The following is a 13,655-nucleotide window of genomic DNA, read 5'->3' on the forward strand; positions in this document are numbered from 1 at the left end:
CTGTGATGGAGTGCTGATATCGCCCACCTCGCAGGAGATCCGCCATGAGCAGGACACCGGTACTGGAAATGCGCAATATTGCCAAAGCCTTTGGCAAATTCTATGCGCTTAAGGGTGTGGATCTCACGGTCTGGCCCGGTGAAATCCATGCCCTGATGGGAGAGAACGGCGCGGGGAAAAGCACGCTGATGAAGATCCTCGCCGGGGCCTACACCGCCACCAGCGGTGAGATCCTGATCGACGGCCAGCCCTACAGCATCAAAGGCCCGAAGGATGCACTCTCTGCCGGTATTACCCTGATCTACCAGGAGATGCAGCTCGCCCCGAACCTCACCGTCGCCGAAAACATTTTTCTCGGCAGCGAGCTCTCCAGCGGTGGGCTGGTAAAGCGTAAAGAGATGGTTACCCAGGCACAGAGCGTCATTAACCGTCTCGGGGCGCAGTTTAAGGCCAGCGATCTGGTGATGAAGCTGACCATTGCCGAGCAGCAGCAGGTCGAGATCGCCCGGGCGCTGCACCGCAACAGCCGGGTGCTGGTGATGGATGAACCTACCGCCGCCCTCTCCTCCCGGGAAACCCATCGTCTGTTTGAGCTGATCCTGCGCCTGCGCGACGAGGGAATGGCAATTATCTATATCAGCCACCGCATGGCCGAGGTGTACGAGCTCTCCGACCGCGTCAGCGTCCTGCGTGACGGGCAGTACGTCGGCAGCCTGATGCGCGACAAGCTAAACGCTGGCGAACTGGTGCGCATGATGGTGGGCCGTCCGCTCAGCGACCTGTTTAATAAAGAGCGCGGCATTACCCCTGGCGAAACCCGCCTCAACGTGCAGAACCTCACCGACGGCGGCAAAATCCACCCTATCAGCCTGCACGTGCGCGCCGGGGAGATCGTCGGCCTCGCCGGGCTGGTGGGCGCGGGTCGCTCCGAGCTGGCGCAGCTGATTTTTGGCGTGCGTCGCGCCACCGGCGGGGTCATTGAGATTGACGGCGAGCCGGTGGTGATCCACTCCCCGCGTACCGCTATCGATTTAGGCATTGGCTTTCTCACCGAAAACCGTAAAGAGCAGGGGCTGTTTCTCGAACTGGCCGCTGCCGAAAATATCACCATGGCAACGCTGGAGCGCGACGCGAACTACGGCATGCTGGATCGCAAAAAGGCCCAGGCCATCTCCGACGATGCTATTCAGCTCTTACAGATCCGCGTTCCCCACGCGCAGGTGCGGGCGGGGGGGCTCTCCGGCGGTAACCAGCAGAAGCTGCTGATCTCCCGCTGGGTTGCCATTAATCCGCGCATTCTGATCCTCGACGAGCCAACGCGCGGCGTCGACGTCGGGGCGAAAAGCGAGATCTATCGCATCATGAACCAGATGGCGCACAAAGGCGTGGCGATCCTGATGATCTCCAGCGAGCTGCCGGAGGTGGTTGGCATGAGCGATCGCGTCTACGTGATGCATGAAGGCACCATTGCCGGCGAGCTGCACGGAGAGGAGATCACCCAGGAAAATATAATGACGCTGGCAACCGGCGTAGATGAGGCAGTACACCATGACTAAAAAAGAGACCTTAGCGCCTACCCCACAGCAGGTGGCGAAATCCGCGTCGGCAAAGAAAATGCTGATGGGGGATCTGATGCAAACGGTGGGGATCCTGCCGATCCTGATCCTGATCGTCGCCGTCTTTGGGTTTATTGCGCCTAACTTCTTTACCGAGAGCAACCTGCTCAATATCACCCGTCAGGCGTCGATTAATATCGTGCTGGCGGCGGGCATGACTTTCATCATCTTAACCGGCGGTATTGACCTGTCGGTGGGCTCGATACTGGGCACTACCGCCGTGGCGGCGATGGTCGTCTCATTAATCCCGGAGCTGTCGATGCTGTCGATCCCGGCGGCGCTGATGCTCGGCCTGGTGCTGGGTCTGTTTAACGGTGCGCTGGTGGCCTTTGCCGGGCTGCCGCCGTTTATTGTCACCCTTGGCACCTATACCGCCCTGCGCGGCGCGGCTTACCTGCTGGCGGATGGCACCACGGTGATCAACTCCAATATTAGCTTCGAGTGGATCGGCAATAACTATCTCGGGCCGATCCCGTGGCTGGTGGTTATCGCCCTGGCGGTGATCGCCATCTGCTGGTTTATCCTGCGCCGTACCACCCTCGGGGTTCACATCTACGCCGTCGGCGGCAACATGCAGGCGGCGCGCCTGACCGGGATCAAGGTGTGGCTGGTGCTGCTCTTTGTCTACGGCATGAGCGGCCTGCTCTCCGGCCTCGGCGGCGTGATGAGCGCCTCGCGCCTCTACAGCGCCAACGGCAACCTTGGCGCCGGCTACGAGCTGGACGCCATCGCGGCGGTGATCCTCGGCGGCACCAGCTTTGTCGGCGGCATCGGCACCATCACCGGTACGCTGGTGGGGGCGCTGATTATCGCCACCCTCAACAACGGCATGACGCTGATGGGTGTCTCCTACTTCTGGCAGCTGGTGATCAAAGGGGCGGTGATCATCATTGCGGTGCTAATCGATAAATACCGTACCCGTCACCATCAAAGTGCATAACAACAATACCCTACACATAAGGAACAGAATATGCGTTTGAAACCCTTAGTCACCGCGCTCTGTGCTGGCGCACTGCTTGCCGCAACGCCGTTTGCGCAGGCCAAAGATCTGAAGTCCATCGGCGTGACGGTGGGCGACCTGGCGAACCCGTTCTTTGTCCAGATCACCAAGGGCGCAGAGCTGGAGGCGCGCAAGCTGGCCGGAGAGAACGTCAAGGTGACGCTGGTCTCCAGCGGCTACGATCTCGGCCAGCAGGTATCGCAGATCGATAACTTTATTGCCTCAAAAGTAGACATGATCATTCTCAACGCGGCGGACTCCAAAGGCATTGGCCCGGCGGTGAAGCGCGCCAAAGAGGCCGGGATCGTGGTGGTGGCCGTTGATGTGGCGGCCGAGGGCGCTGACGCGACCATTACCTCCGATAACACCCAGGCAGGCGAGATCGCCTGTAAGTACATCACCGATCGCCTGAAAGGCAAAGGCGACGTGGTGATCATCAACGGGCCGCCGGTCTCAGCGGTGCAGAACCGCGTTGAGGGCTGCCAGACCGAGTTCAAGCGTCACCCAGGCATCAAGGTGCTCTCCTGGAACCAGAACGCCAAGGGCAGTCGCGAAGGTGGCCTGGAGATCATGACCTCCCTGCTGGCGGCCAATCCGAAGATCGACGGCGTATTCGCCATTAACGATCCGACGGCGATCGGGGCCGATCTGGCCGCGAAGCAGGCCCAGCGCAGCGAATTCTTTATCGTTGGCGTAGACGGCTCGCCGGACGGGGAAGAGGCGCTGAAACGTGAGAACTCCCTGTTCGTGGCGACCCCGGCACAGGATCCGCAGGTGATGGCGGCGAAGGCGGTGGAGATTGGCTATGACATCCTGCAGGGCAAACCTGCGCCGAAAGAGCCGGTGCTGATCCCGGTCACAATGATCGATAAGCAGAGCGTGGCGAACTACAAAGGCTGGACGGTTAAATAACGTAAATGCCGGGTAGCGCTGCGCTTACCCGGCCTACGCCTCTGGAGGCCATATATGAAACGCTCCGCGATTAACGAAATCCTTGGCCATACGCGGCAGTTTTTCTCCATGCATGACGTGCACCTGCCGGCATTTGCCAGCTTCGCCCCGGCCCGCTGGCGACAGCTGCCTGCCGATGCCTGGCAGGAGGTGTTCGATCTCCGGCTGGGCTGGGACGTGACCGCCTTTGGCGGAGCGAACTTTGCGACACAGGGGCTGACGCTATTTACCCTACGCAATGGCTCCCCCGCCGGGACACCGTGGCCCAAATGCTATGCGGAAAAGATCATGCACGTCCGCGACGGCCAACTGACCCCCATGCATTTTCACTGGCGCAAGCGCGAAGACATTATTAACCGCGGCGGCGGTAATTTGATTATCGAACTGTGGAACGCCGGGGTCGACCAGCAGACTGAACAGACCGACGTGACGGTGGCCATCGACGGCTGTTTACAGACGCATACGGCGGGCAGCCAGCTGCGCCTGGCGCCAGGAGAGAGCATCTGCCTGCCACCGGGGCTGTATCACAGCTTCTGGGGCGAACACGGCTTTGGCGATGTGCTGGTGGGCGAGGTCTCCTCCGTCAATGACGATGACCATGACAACCACTTCCTGGAGCCGCGCGATCGCTATAACAGCATTGAAGAAGATGAGCCCGCCCAGCTGGTGCTCTGTAACGAATATTCCCTGTTTCTCTACCCGGTTCCCTAATCAAGGAGGCTGCAATGCCGCTGATCTCTCTTGCCGAAGGTCTGAAACATGCCCGTGTGCACCAGTATGCGCTGGGTGCGTTTAACGTACTGGATACCCACTTTCTGCGGGCGCTGTTTGCCGCCGCAAAACAGCAGCGCTCGCCGTTTATCATTAACATTGCCGAAGTGCACTTTAAGTATTTGTCGCTGGATACGCTGGTAGAGGCGGTGAAGTATGAGGCCGCCCGGCACGATATTCCGGTGGTGCTCAACCTCGATCACGGCCTGCACTTTGAGGCGGTTGTTCAGGCGCTGCGCCTCGGTTTTACCTCCGTGATGTTTGACGGCTCAACGCTGGACTATGAAGAGAACGTGCGCCAGACGCGGGAGGTGGTGAAGATGTGCCACGCGGTCGGCGTCTCGGTTGAGGGCGAGCTGGGGGCGGTAGGCGGTGACGAAGGTGGGGCGCTGTACGGCCACGCCGACGAGGCCTTCTTTACCGATCCGCAAAAGGCCCGGGACTTTGTCGACCGAACCGGCATCGATGCGCTGGCCGTGGCGATCGGCAACGCCCATGGCAAATATAAAGGTGAGCCGAAGCTCGACTTTACCCGCCTGGAGGCGATTCGCCAGCAGACCGCCCTGCCGCTGGTGCTGCACGGCGGCTCCGGCATCAGCGATGCGGACTTCCGCCGCGCTATCAGCCTGGGGATCCATAAAATCAACTTCTATACCGGTATGTCACAGGCCGCCCTGGCTGCGGTAGACAAAAGCATGACCGCGCGGGATCAGATCTATGACGAGTTCGCCGAGCTGATGCTCAGCATTGAGCAGGCGATCGCCGATATTGTTGCCGAGCAGATGCGCATCTTCGGCAGCGAGGGGAAAATCTGATGACACGCAGAGGCATTATCGCGGCGGGCAATATGCTGGTGGATCACGTCCACCAGATCGTGCAGTGGCCGGAGCGCGGCTGGCTGGCCGAGATTGTCCACAGCGAACGCTCCACCGGCGGCGCGCCGTTGAACGTTCTGCTGACGCTGGCGAAGATGCGTACCGGCCTGCCGCTACAGGCGGTGGGGTTGGTGGGTGAAGATAACGACGGCGACTACATTATGGCGATGCTGGAGCAGTACCACATCAACCGCCAGCATGTGCAGCGCACCACCTTTGCCCCCACCTCCATGTCGCAGGTCATGACCGATCCCAGCGGCCAGCGCACCTTCTTTCACTCTCCCGGTGCCAACCGCCTGCTGGATCTGCCCGCCTTCGATCGCCTTGATAGCACCATGAAGATTTTCCATCTCGGCTACCTGCTGCTGCTGGACAGCCTGGATATGCCGGACGACGAATTTGGCACCCGCAGCGCCCGGCTGCTGGCCCAGATGCACGGTCTGGGCTTTGAAACCTCACTGGATCTGGTGTCGCGCAAAGGCGATCCCCGCTACCGCCCGCTGGTAAACCCGGCCCTGAAGCATCTGGACTATCTGGTGATCAACGAGCTGGAGGCGGGCGAGTTCAGCGAGCTGACGATCCGCCACGAAAACGGCGAGCCGCATATCGAGCATATCGCCCAGGCAGCGGCGCAGCTGCTGGCCGCCGGTGTGAAGCAGCGGGTGGTGATCCACTGTCCCGAGGGGGCGTGGGGACAAACGCCGCAGGAGCCGGGCATCTGGCTCCCCTCCTGGCACCTGGCGCAAGAGGAGATTATCGGTAGCGTGGGGGCGGGAGATGCCTTCTGCGCGGGGTTCCTTTACGGCTGCCATGAAGCCTGGTCGTTACCGGAGAGTATTCAGCTTGCCCACGTCTGTGCCCGAGCCAGCCTGCTTGCCGCCAACGCCATTGACGGAGCAAAATCCCTGGATGAGCATCGGGCATTTATCCGCGATAACGCTCAGGCCGCGATCTCATTATGAACCACGTCGGCAGCGAACACGTAGCCCAGGCCACGAATGGTTTTGATCAGCGCAGGCTGATGCGGGTTCAGCTCGATTTTGCGCCGTAGCCGCATAATCAACACGTCGATGGTGCGGTCAAATACATCCATGCTCTCGCTATGGGTGAGGGCCAGCAGCTGTTCGCGGCTCAGCACCCGTCGCGCATTCTGCATTAGCGCCAGCAGCAGGCCATACTCGCCCTGGGTGAGCGGCGTCAGCTGGCCGTGCGGATCGTGCAGCTCACAGCGGGTCGTATTCAGGCTCCAGCCGTTAAACGCCATATCCGCCCCTTTCGCGAGCGGACTCTCCGCCGCTAGCGCACCGGTGCGCCGCAGCACCGCCTTCAGACGGGCCACCACCACGCGGGGGTTAAAGGGTTTGGCGATATAGTCGTCCGCGCCCATCTCAAGGCCCACCACCACGTCCGATTCGCTGCCCAGCCCGGTGAGCATTATCACCGGTAGCGCAGGCCGCGCTCGCTGCAGCTGTTGCAGCACCATCAGCCCGTTGGTATCCGGCAGCACCATATCGAGCAGTACCAGCGCGATTTCGGGTTGCTCAGCGGCAAGCGTTAACGCATCCCGACCGCTATGACAGACGTGCACGGCAAAGACATGCTCATTAAGCACATCCTGCAAGAGTTCGCAGACTGCCGCATCATCATCCACTATCAGAATTGCCGGTTTCATCATCTACGCCCGCCAGAGAGACATGCCTAAGTGTTAGCCATTCTGGTGAGGATCGGCAGCAAATCACACTGCGACGTGCTGGATCTTTAACCGCTGTCACACCCCTTAGTTTTTCGACACGTCAAATGTGTCGATGCCCTGTTCATCGACAGGGTTTTACCCCGTACTCGCCCGTAATCCCTGCCAATGCCCACAGTAACAATGTGGCATGTAAGATGCATAGTGGGGCCAGGAGCGCAAATGCGCGCTGTGTTTAACTGGAGCAGAAGCGATGAAAAAAGTCGTCACGGTTTGCCCGTACTGCGCCTCAGGTTGCAAGATCAACCTCGTGGTGGATAACGGAAAAATCGTTCGCGCGGAGGCGGCGCAGGGGAAAACCAATCAGGGAACCCTGTGTCTGAAAGGCTACTACGGCTGGGATTTTATCAACGATACCCAGATCCTCACTCCGCGTCTGAAAACACCCATGATCCGTCGCCAGCGCGGCGGTAAGCTGGAAGCGGTCTCCTGGGACGAAGCGCTGAACTATGTCGCCGACCGCCTGAGCGCCATCAAAGAGAAATATGGTCCGGACGCCATTCAGACCACCGGCTCGTCGCGCGGTACCGGCAACGAAACCAACTATGTGATGCAGAAATTTGCGCGCGCCGTTATTGGCACCAATAACGTCGACTGCTGCGCACGCGTCTGACACGGCCCCTCGGTTGCAGGTCTGCACCAGTCGGTCGGTAATGGCGCAATGAGTAATGCCATCACGGAAATTGATAACACGGATTTAGTCTTTATCTTTGGCTATAACCCGGCAGATTCCCACCCTATCGTCGCCAATCATGTGATCCGTGCGAAGCGTAACGGGGCGAAAATTATTGTCTGCGATCCGCGCAAAATCGAGACCGCGCGCATTGCCGATATGCACCTTGCGTTGAAGAACGGCTCGAACATCGCGCTGCTCAACGCCCTTGGACATGTCATTGTTGAAGAGAAGCTCTACGACGCGGCGTTCGTGGCGAACCGCACCCAGGGCTTTGAAGAGTACTGCAAACTTGTTGAAGGCTACACGCCAGAGTCCGTCGAGGAGATTACCGGCGTTAGTGCTCAGGCGATCCGTCAGGCGGCGCGGCTCTATGCCGGGGCGAAAACGGCATCAATCCTGTGGGGCATGGGCGTGACCCAGTTCTATCAGGGGGTTGAGACGGTGCGTTCCCTCACCAGCCTGGCGATGCTCACCGGCAACTTAGGCAAGGCGCACGTCGGCGTCAACCCGGTACGCGGACAGAACAACGTGCAGGGCGCGTGTGATATGGGCGCGCTGCCGGACACCTATCCAGGCTACCAGTACATCAGCGATCCGGCGAATCGGGAAAAATTCGCCCGCGCCTGGGGCGTAGAGAGCCTGCCGGCCCATACCGGCTACCGCATCAGCGAGCTGCCGCATCGGGCGGCGCATGGCGAAGTGCGGGCGGCCTATATCATGGGCGAGGATCCGCTGCAGACCGACGCCGAGCTTTCGGCGGTGCGCAAAGGGTTTGCGGACCTTGAGCTGGTCATCGTGCAGGATATCTTTATGACCAAAACTGCGGCGGCGGCGGATGTGATTTTACCGTCAACGTCGTGGGGCGAGCATGAGGGCGTCTATACGGCGGCGGATCGTGGTTTCCAGCGCTTCTTTAAGGCGGTAGAACCCCAGTGGGATCTGAAAACCGACTGGCAGATCATCAGCGAGATCGCCACGCGGATGGGCTACCCGATGCACTACGACACTACCCAGCAGATCTGGGACGAGCTGCGCCACCTCTGCCCGGACTTCTACGGTGCGACCTACGAGAAGATGGGCGAGCTGGGCTATATTCAGTGGCCATGCCGCGATGAGTCAGAGGCTGACCAGGGAACGTCATACCTCTTTAAAGAGAAGTTTGATACCGACACCGGGCTGGCGAAGTTCTTTACCTGCGACTGGGTTGCCCCTATTGATAAGCTCACCGACGACTACCCGATGGTGCTCTCTACGGTGCGTGAGGTGGGTCACTACTCCTGCCGCTCAATGACCGGCAACTGTGCGGCGCTGGCCGCGCTGGCCGATGAGCCGGGCTATGCGCAGATCAACACCGCCGACGCCGCCCGGTTGGGCATTGAGGATGAGGCGCTGGTGTGGGTCAACTCGCGCAAGGGGAGAGTCATCACCCGGGCGCAGGTCAGCGACCGCCCGAACCCGGGCGCGGTCTACATGACCTACCAGTGGTGGATTGGAGCCTGTAACGAACTGGTGACGGAGAACCTGAGTCCGATAACCAAAACACCGGAGTATAAGTACTGCGCGGTACGCGTGGAGGCAATCGACGATCAGCAGGCCGCCGAGCGGTACGTCATTGACGAGTATAACAAGCTTAAATCCCGACTGCGGGAGAGCGCATTAGGATAAAACAGGCATGCTAATTAACACCGGCCTCGAATTAGAGGCCGGTGTTATATATTCATATGGATTATTATTTATAAAGTCCTGTGAGTGCACTCGAAGAAAAATGTAATTAAGTTAGTAAAATTACATCTCTATTTCTCTTTTCTTTTAACCTGAAGGCGATATCATTATTGGCGGGTGCTTAAGGCTTTCTGTCTTAAGCACGCTCAGTGTTATTCCGAACAATGTTGAGAGTGTGGTAGTCAGAGAGTTGAAAGCCCCGGGCAATGTTTTCATAAACCCGGGGGCTACTCTCACACAACTCCGACAAGTTGAGAGTAGCCTCTTACCCTTTTTTTTGCAAGGAGTAAAAGGCATGACGCCATTAAAATATCTGTTAGCCATTCTGTTAGTGGTTTGTCTAACAATTCTGACCTTTGCCTTTATTAACCGCGGAAGGCTTTGCGAGTTTAATATAAAAAACGATCGTCAGGAGGTGGCGGCTAAATTAGCCTGCACAGCAGGCTAACTCAACGGGCGGGGTAACCCGCCCGAATTGCCAGCGTTGTGTCCTTAATGCACCCTTTTATAATTCTCATAAATACATTCACACCATGTGAATAATAAAAAACCCGCCTCGGCGGGTTTTTTTATTACTCATAAATGACTACTGATTGGCGGTGGTTTTAAATTTGCCCAGCGTCTCGCGCTCGTAGGCCAGTGCTTTTTGGCTGTCGAACTTGCGCTCCCACTTGGCAATCACCAGCACCGCCAGCGCGTTACCTACTACGTTCAGCGCGGTACGGGCCATATCAAGGATACGGTCAACGCCTGCGATAAACGCCAGCCCTTCCAGCGGGATCCCCACGCTGCCCAGGGTCGCCAGCAGCACCACAAAGGAGACGCCCGGTACGCCAGCGATGCCTTTCGACGTCACCATCAGCGTCAGCACCAGGATGATCTCCTGGCCCAGAGAGAGGTCAATGCCGTAGAGCTGGGCGATAAAGATGGCGGCGATGCTCTGATAGAGCGTAGAGCCGTCGAGGTTAAAGGAGTAACCGGTCGGCACCACGAAGCTGGTGATGGACGCCGGTGCACCGTAGGCCTCCATCTTCTCAATGATACGCGGCAGAACGCTCTCCGAGCTGGCAGTGGAGTAGGCCAGGATCAGCTCGTCCTTCAGGATACGGACCAGCGTCCAGATGCTTAGCTTGCACATCCGCGCCACCGCGCCCAGCACCACCAGCGCAAAGAACAGGATCGCCACGTAGACCAGGATCACCAGCTTGGCGAGCGGCCACAGGGAGGCGAAGCCAAAGTTGGCTACCGTTACCGAGATCAGAGCAAATACACCAATTGGCGCATAGCGCATCACCATGTGGGTGACTTTAAACATGGTCTCTGAAATAGAGCGGAACACGGTCACCAGCGGATCGCGGTGCGCGGCAGGCAGGGACGACAGCCCGAGGCCAAACAGCACCGAGAAGAAGATGATCGGCAGCATGTCGCCCTTCGCCATAGAGGCGACAATATTCGTCGGAACCAGCGAGAGAATAGTGCCCATCAGCCCGTGGGCATGGCTCTGCACTTCCGCCGTAGTGCTCTGATATTTTGAAATATCCACCGTCGCCAGCTGCGTCATATCAATGCCCGCCCCCGGCTGGAACACGTTCGCCAGCGTGATACCCAGCACGATGGCAACGGTAGTGATGATTTCAAAATAGAGAATCGTTTTGACACCGATACGGCCAAGCTGCTTCGCATCGCCCACGCCTGCAATGCCCACAACCAGCGTGGAGATTACAATCGGAACCACAATCATCTTGATCAGGTGGATAAAGATATCGCCCGCCGGTGAAAGCAGGTTTGCAATCAGCCACTCGCGGCTATCGCTTTGGTAATGCAGGAAACTACCCAGAAGAATACCCAGCACAAGGGCCAGCAAAATCTGCCAGGCCAGGCTGACTTTCACATTTTTCATAACTACAGACGTCCTCAATGAAGCACCATTCCGTGTACCGGAACGATACATACTGAAAGGGGTGTGATTAGCGTTGCTTAGTAAAGCGGGGTTTTTTAATGCGCATTATCAGTACCATTTGCATGGTATCAAGTGCAACCCTTTAAGATGAGGGTCTTTCACCACGAAAGTGCATAAGAAGCGACTTTTATCCCACACTTAATGCATAACTATATGTTATGGATAAGCTTTTCATTACCTCTCCTGCAAAGATCACCAACGGTGATTATTTCTCTGCAAAGATTCATTTGCTGAATTTTCAACCATTCAAACAATGCGTGATCTTCCGCCCAAAAAGTAAACAAAGCCGTGCTTCACTCTTCCCTTAACGTTTACGTGACATATCCTTAACATCTTACAAGGAGAACAAAAGCCATGAGCCAAATACATAAACACTCTGTTCCCGCCAATATCGCGGAAAATTGCCTGATTAACCCGGAGCAGTATGAGGCGAAATATCAGCAATCCGTCAGCGATCCTGAGACCTTCTGGGGTGAAGAGGGCAAAATTCTTGACTGGATCCGGCCCTATCAGAAGGTAAAAAATACCTCCTTCGCGCCGGGTAACGTCTCTATTAAATGGTATGAAGATGGCACGCTTAACCTGGCCGCCAACTGCCTCGACAGGCACCTGGCCGAGCGCGGCGATCAGACGGCCATTATCTGGGAAGGCGACGACGCCCAGCAGAGCAAACATATCTCATATCGCGAGCTGCACGCCGACGTCTGCCGCTTCGCCAATGCTCTGCTGGCGCTGGGCATCAAAAAAGGCGACGTGGTAGCGATCTATATGCCCATGGTGCCGGAGGCGGCGGTAGCCATGCTCGCCTGCGCGCGTATCGGTGCTATTCACTCCGTGATCTTTGGCGGCTTTTCACCGGAAGCGGTGGCCGGACGCATTATCGACTCCAGCTCGCGGCTGGTGATCACCGCCGACGAGGGCGTGCGTGCCGGGCGCAGCATCCCGCTGAAAAAGAACGTCGACGATGCGCTGAAAAATCCCAACGTAACCACTATCGAACATGTGGTAGTGCTCAAGCGTACCGGGGGTAATATTGAGTGGCAGGAGGGGCGCGATCTCTGGTGGAGCGACGTCATGGCGCAGGCCAGCAGCGAGCATCAGCCGGTAGAGATGAACGCGGAAGATCCGCTCTTTATCCTCTATACCTCTGGCTCTACCGGTAAGCCAAAAGGGGTGCTGCACACCACCGGCGGCTATCTGGTCTATGCAGCCACCACCTTTAAGTATGTCTTTGATTACCATCCCGGCGACATCTACTGGTGCACCGCCGACGTTGGCTGGGTCACCGGTCACAGCTATCTGCTCTACGGCCCGCTGGCCTGCGGGGCCACTACCCTGATGTTTGAGGGCGTACCGAACTGGCCTACCCCGGCCCGTATGGCGCAGGTGGTCGATAAGCACCAGGTTAATATTCTTTATACCGCGCCGACGGCGATCCGCGCCCTGATGGCGGAAGGCGACAAGGCGATTGCCGGTACCGACCGATCGTCGCTGCGTATCCTCGGCTCGGTGGGTGAACCGATCAACCCGGAAGCCTGGGAGTGGTACTGGAAGAAGATCGGTAACGAGAAGTGCCCGGTCATCGACACCTGGTGGCAAACCGAAACCGGAGGCTTCATGATCGCCCCGCTGCCGGGTGCCACCGAGCTGAAAGCGGGCTCTGCGACCCGTCCCTTCTTTGGCGTTCAGCCGGCGCTGGTAGATAACGAAGGCACGCCGCTGGACGGTGCCACCGAAGGCAACCTGGCGATAGTCGACTCCTGGCCTGGACAGGCGCGTACGCTGTTTGGCGATCACGAGCGCTTCGAGCAGACCTACTTCTCGACCTTTAAAAACATGTACTTCAGCGGTGACGGCGCGCGGCGAGACGAGGACGGCTACTACTGGATCACTGGCCGGGTGGACGACGTGCTCAACGTCTCCGGCCATCGCCTCGGCACGGCAGAGATTGAATCCGCGCTGGTCTCGCATCCGAAAATCGCGGAAGCGGCAGTCGTGGGCATCCCCCACAACATTAAGGGCCAGGCGATCTACGCCTACGTCACGCTGAATCATGGCGAAGAGCCGTCCCCGGCGCTCTACACCGAAGTGCGCAACTGGGTCCGCAAAGAGATCGGCCCGCTGGCCACGCCGGACGTGCTGCACTGGACCGACTCGCTGCCGAAAACGCGCTCCGGCAAAATCATGCGCCGCATTCTGCGCAAGATTGCCGCTGGGGACACCAGCAACCTCGGAGATACTTCAACGCTGGCCGATCCGGGCGTGGTGGAAAAACTGCTCGAAGAGAAGCAGGGTATCACCATGCCGTCGTAACGATTCCATCCCTACCCTCTC

11 protein-coding genes are annotated in these 13,655 nt (G+C 58.3%); 9 read left to right on the plus strand and 2 right to left on the minus strand.

The features are described 5' to 3' along the window. The first annotated feature begins 44 nt into the window (after positions 1 to 44). From WFN61_RS08920 to WFN61_RS08945, 6 genes are read left to right on the plus strand one after another with little or no spacing between them, the layout of a single operon-like run. Positions 45 to 1,556 carry a sugar ABC transporter ATP-binding protein gene (locus WFN61_RS08920; protein WP_337038550.1) on the plus strand — a complete coding sequence of 504 codons (1,512 nt, stop codon included), beginning with the start codon at positions 45 to 47 and terminating at the stop codon, positions 1,554 to 1,556. Continuing rightward, entirely contained in the window at positions 1,549 to 2,556 is a 1,008-nt protein-coding gene (locus WFN61_RS08925) for an ABC transporter permease subunit (RefSeq protein ID WP_313573793.1), read from the plus strand. The genes WFN61_RS08920 and WFN61_RS08925 overlap by 8 nt, the downstream gene beginning before the upstream one ends. A gap of 30 nt (positions 2,557 to 2,586) precedes the next feature. Beyond that, a complete protein-coding gene (locus WFN61_RS08930; protein ID WP_144816682.1) occupies positions 2,587 to 3,528 on the plus strand; it encodes an ABC transporter substrate-binding protein in 942 nt (313 codons plus the stop codon). 54 nt (positions 3,529 to 3,582) lie between these two features. Next, complete coding sequence (locus WFN61_RS08935) at positions 3,583 to 4,278, plus strand: D-lyxose/D-mannose isomerase (protein ID WP_337038551.1); 696 nt, start codon at positions 3,583 to 3,585, stop codon at positions 4,276 to 4,278. A gap of 14 nt (positions 4,279 to 4,292) precedes the next feature. Then, on the plus strand, positions 4,293 to 5,153 hold the full coding sequence (locus WFN61_RS08940) for a ketose 1,6-bisphosphate aldolase (protein ID WP_144816687.1): 861 nt from the start codon (positions 4,293 to 4,295) through the stop codon (positions 5,151 to 5,153). Next, on the plus strand, positions 5,150 to 6,175 hold the full coding sequence (locus WFN61_RS08945; protein ID WP_313574058.1) for a carbohydrate kinase family protein: 1,026 nt from the start codon (positions 5,150 to 5,152) through the stop codon (positions 6,173 to 6,175). The genes WFN61_RS08940 and WFN61_RS08945 overlap by 4 nt, the downstream gene beginning before the upstream one ends. Here the strand turns inward: WFN61_RS08945 and WFN61_RS08950 are convergent. Further along, the gene (locus WFN61_RS08950) at positions 6,154 to 6,885 is read right to left on the minus strand and encodes a response regulator transcription factor (RefSeq protein ID WP_337038584.1); all 732 of its coding nucleotides are present in this window, start codon (positions 6,883 to 6,885) and stop codon (positions 6,154 to 6,156) included. The genes WFN61_RS08945 and WFN61_RS08950 overlap by 22 nt on opposite strands. 271 nt (positions 6,886 to 7,156) lie before the next feature. Between WFN61_RS08950 and fdhF the strand changes: the two genes are divergently transcribed. Beyond that, entirely contained in the window at positions 7,157 to 9,304 is a 2,148-nt protein-coding gene (gene fdhF / locus WFN61_RS08955) for a formate dehydrogenase subunit alpha (RefSeq protein WP_337038552.1), read from the plus strand. Between the two features lie 352 nt (positions 9,305 to 9,656). Further along, entirely contained in the window at positions 9,657 to 9,809 is a 153-nt protein-coding gene (locus WFN61_RS08960) for a Hok/Gef family protein (protein ID WP_042388790.1), read from the plus strand. 138 nt (positions 9,810 to 9,947) lie between these two features. On the opposite strand, the gene gltP is transcribed toward WFN61_RS08960, so the two are convergent. After that, positions 9,948 to 11,261 (minus strand): glutamate/aspartate:proton symporter GltP, encoded by a 1,314-nt coding sequence (gltP, locus tag WFN61_RS08965; RefSeq protein WP_337038553.1) that lies wholly within the window; start codon positions 11,259 to 11,261, stop codon positions 9,948 to 9,950. A gap of 414 nt (positions 11,262 to 11,675) precedes the next feature. Here gltP and acs point away from each other — a divergent pair, with 414 nt between their 5' ends. Further along, positions 11,676 to 13,634 carry an acetate--CoA ligase gene (gene acs / locus WFN61_RS08970; RefSeq protein WP_144816695.1) on the plus strand — a complete coding sequence of 653 codons (1,959 nt, stop codon included), beginning with the start codon at positions 11,676 to 11,678 and terminating at the stop codon, positions 13,632 to 13,634. Positions 13,635 to 13,655 lie beyond the last annotated feature (21 nt).

The sequence above is a fragment of the Pseudescherichia sp. AS216 genome (genome assembly GCF_037152055.1).
Classification (GTDB): Bacteria; Pseudomonadota; Gammaproteobacteria; order Enterobacterales; family Enterobacteriaceae; genus Pseudescherichia.

Coding starts and splice junctions, on each gene's coding strand:
- WFN61_RS08920 (WP_337038550.1), top strand. CDS start 45: ATGAGCAGGACACCGGTACTGGAAATGCGCAATATTGCCAAAGCCTTT.
- WFN61_RS08925 (WP_313573793.1), top strand. CDS start 1,549: ATGACTAAAAAAGAGACCTTAGCGCCTACCCCACAGCAGGTGGCGAAA.
- WFN61_RS08930 (WP_144816682.1), top strand. CDS start 2,587: ATGCGTTTGAAACCCTTAGTCACCGCGCTCTGTGCTGGCGCACTGCTT.
- WFN61_RS08935 (WP_337038551.1), top strand. CDS start 3,583: ATGAAACGCTCCGCGATTAACGAAATCCTTGGCCATACGCGGCAGTTT.
- WFN61_RS08940 (WP_144816687.1), top strand. CDS start 4,293: ATGCCGCTGATCTCTCTTGCCGAAGGTCTGAAACATGCCCGTGTGCAC.
- WFN61_RS08950 (WP_337038584.1), bottom strand. CDS start 6,885: ATGAAACCGGCAATTCTGATAGTGGATGATGATGCGGCAGTCTGCGAA.
- WFN61_RS08960 (WP_042388790.1), top strand. CDS start 9,657: ATGACGCCATTAAAATATCTGTTAGCCATTCTGTTAGTGGTTTGTCTA.
- gltP (WP_337038553.1), bottom strand. CDS start 11,261: ATGAAAAATGTGAAAGTCAGCCTGGCCTGGCAGATTTTGCTGGCCCTT.
- acs (WP_144816695.1), top strand. CDS start 11,676: ATGAGCCAAATACATAAACACTCTGTTCCCGCCAATATCGCGGAAAAT.